Source organism: Metabacillus niabensis (assembly GCF_902829255.1).
Taxonomy (GTDB): Bacteria; Bacillota; Bacilli; order Bacillales; family Bacillaceae; genus Metabacillus; species Metabacillus niabensis.
Window position 1 is genome coordinate 1 of sequence record NZ_CADEPK010000395.1, and the last position, 2,162, is coordinate 2,162.

Below are 2,162 nucleotides of genomic sequence, written 5' to 3' on the forward strand. Positions count from 1 at the left end.
TTTAATGTATCAATATAAAAGTTTCGTAAATCTTCTCGTGTAACTAAAGGAATAGCCATTGCATAAATGCTCATTCCAGCCTTACCTGTGTATCTTAAATAAAAGAGGTAAAAATCGTCTGCAAATAATCTAGGAGCTTCCAAGTTAACATCAGCATCCGTATATCCAATTGGAATCGGATATTTTTCTTCTTTAAGCACCTTCTCAATCGTTTGAATAATTTGTTTACATAATGATAAGGCGTCACTGACGATCTTTTTGATATCTGGATCATCTGTATTCTTCAAATAATAAGTTAGGATAGGTCTTGATAACGTATTCCCAATATACGTTACCCAAAGCTTTCCTATTTCAGCAGATGTTAAATGTTTACCCATTAGAGAAAAACTCCTTAAATTATTTTCTCTTATTTTTACCTTTTAGTGACATTCTATTCTGGCCTTGAACATTAGATTTTATTTCTTTACCATTTCGTTTGCTTGTTCGTTTTTGACTATGGCACTCATCACATATTTGAAATTTAAAGCGACGAGGTAATGGATTATGACAAACGATACATGTTCGTTTTTTTACTTCTACTCCAGTTTTTAATTTTTCATGAATTTTATCACTTAGATCTTCCCGAATCCTTTCCCAATAATGCGCTTCTGTTCTTTTCTCAAGCTTATACAAAAATAATAAATGGAGGCCAACAGATTTATATGAAAGCTCAAGTTCTTCAAGTCCTGATTCCTTTATAATAGGGTCAGGTAGCTCAGTTCCCTCGACGATCGCCTCAAGCTTTTGCTTCCACTGCTCTCTCAACGTCGGTTCATTAGTTGAGAAAGGTAAGTGTAAAAAGTTGTATAGCTCATGAACGGATAATTTTGCCTCAATAATCGAATCCTCGATCATTTCGTATAATAACTTTTCTTCTGATAATGATGCCTTTTTTGTACCATATGGATTTTTGTATTTATCCCATAAGTAAAAAAACAGTCCTAGTTTTCGTGAATATTTTTGGAATCTTTCAAGAACAGATGTTGTAGGTGCTATGGCGAATCCTTGTAGCGGTTCATCTTCTTGTTGTAATAGTCTTGTCATCATTTTATGATGATTTGTGAATGCAACCTTCCCAATGTTATAAATTCCTTTTCTTCCGGCGCGACCAGCGATTTGTTTTACTTCCTGTGAGCTTAAAAATCTCCTTTTCGTACCGTCAAATTTATCATTTTCTAGAAAAACAATTCTGCGAATAGGGAGATTTAACCCCATTCCAATTGCATCTGTTGCAACGATTACCGTTGTCTCACCGTTAATAAACCGCTGCATCTGCTTTTTTCGTGTTTCTGGAGGCATACTCCCATATATCATACTTACTTGTTTACCATTTCGTTGTAAATCAGAAGCTGTTTCTAGTACTCGCTTCCGCGAAAAGCAGACTAATGCATCGCCTTTCCTTGTATGTCCTATCTTAAATGTAGCTGATTCAACCTCAAGTGGTGTTTCTCTTACATATTCATGTACTTCAATGTGAGAGTCTCCTAGTAGTTCTAAGATCATTTGCTTGGCATTAAAGCTACAAATAATATGAACTTCCTTTGCGTTGGCTTTTGTTATCGCTCGATACCATGAAAATCCTCTTGTCCTATCTGCAAGCATTTGGGCTTCATCGATGACAATAATATCGTAATAATCTTTTTCACGGAACATTTCAACTGTGCATGAAAGATGTGAAGCATTTTCAACCGTTTTTTCTTCTTCACCAGTTTTTAAGGAGCAAGGAATTCCGTCTTCATTTAACGATTCATATATTTCTAATGCTAATAATCGTAAAGGAGCTAAATAAATCCCACTATTGGCAGATTTCATTCGTTTAATCGCCTGATATGTTTTTCCGGTGTTCGTTTCCCCTACATGAAGAATGTATTGAATATTTCGACCTGCAGGTGGGGAATATTCTCGTCCAAATATATCCTCGATCATTTTTGCTTCTGCTTCTTTTTGGCGTTTAATTGCTTCTTGTTCCTCGAGTTCTTTTCTTTCTCTTTCCTTTTGATCTGCTTTTAGTATTTGTTTATGTGTTTCGATTTCAAATGGAATATCAATTAGTTTTATAAGATCCTGTACATATTCCTCTAATAAATCATCAAATAACTCTAGACTAACATCCACGAATAAAT

At 34.8% G+C, this 2,162-nt stretch carries 2 protein-coding genes; both read right to left on the reverse strand.

The annotated features are described in order from the left end of the window. Positions 1-377 (reverse strand): DUF3231 family protein (locus tag HU235_RS22500; protein WP_174881657.1); only part of this gene is annotated, 377 nt, incomplete at its 3' end. A gap of 19 nt (positions 378-396) precedes the next feature. Continuing rightward, a partial coding sequence (locus HU235_RS22505) for a DEAD/DEAH box helicase (RefSeq protein WP_174881658.1) occupies positions 397-2,162 on the reverse strand: 1,766 nt, incomplete at its 5' end.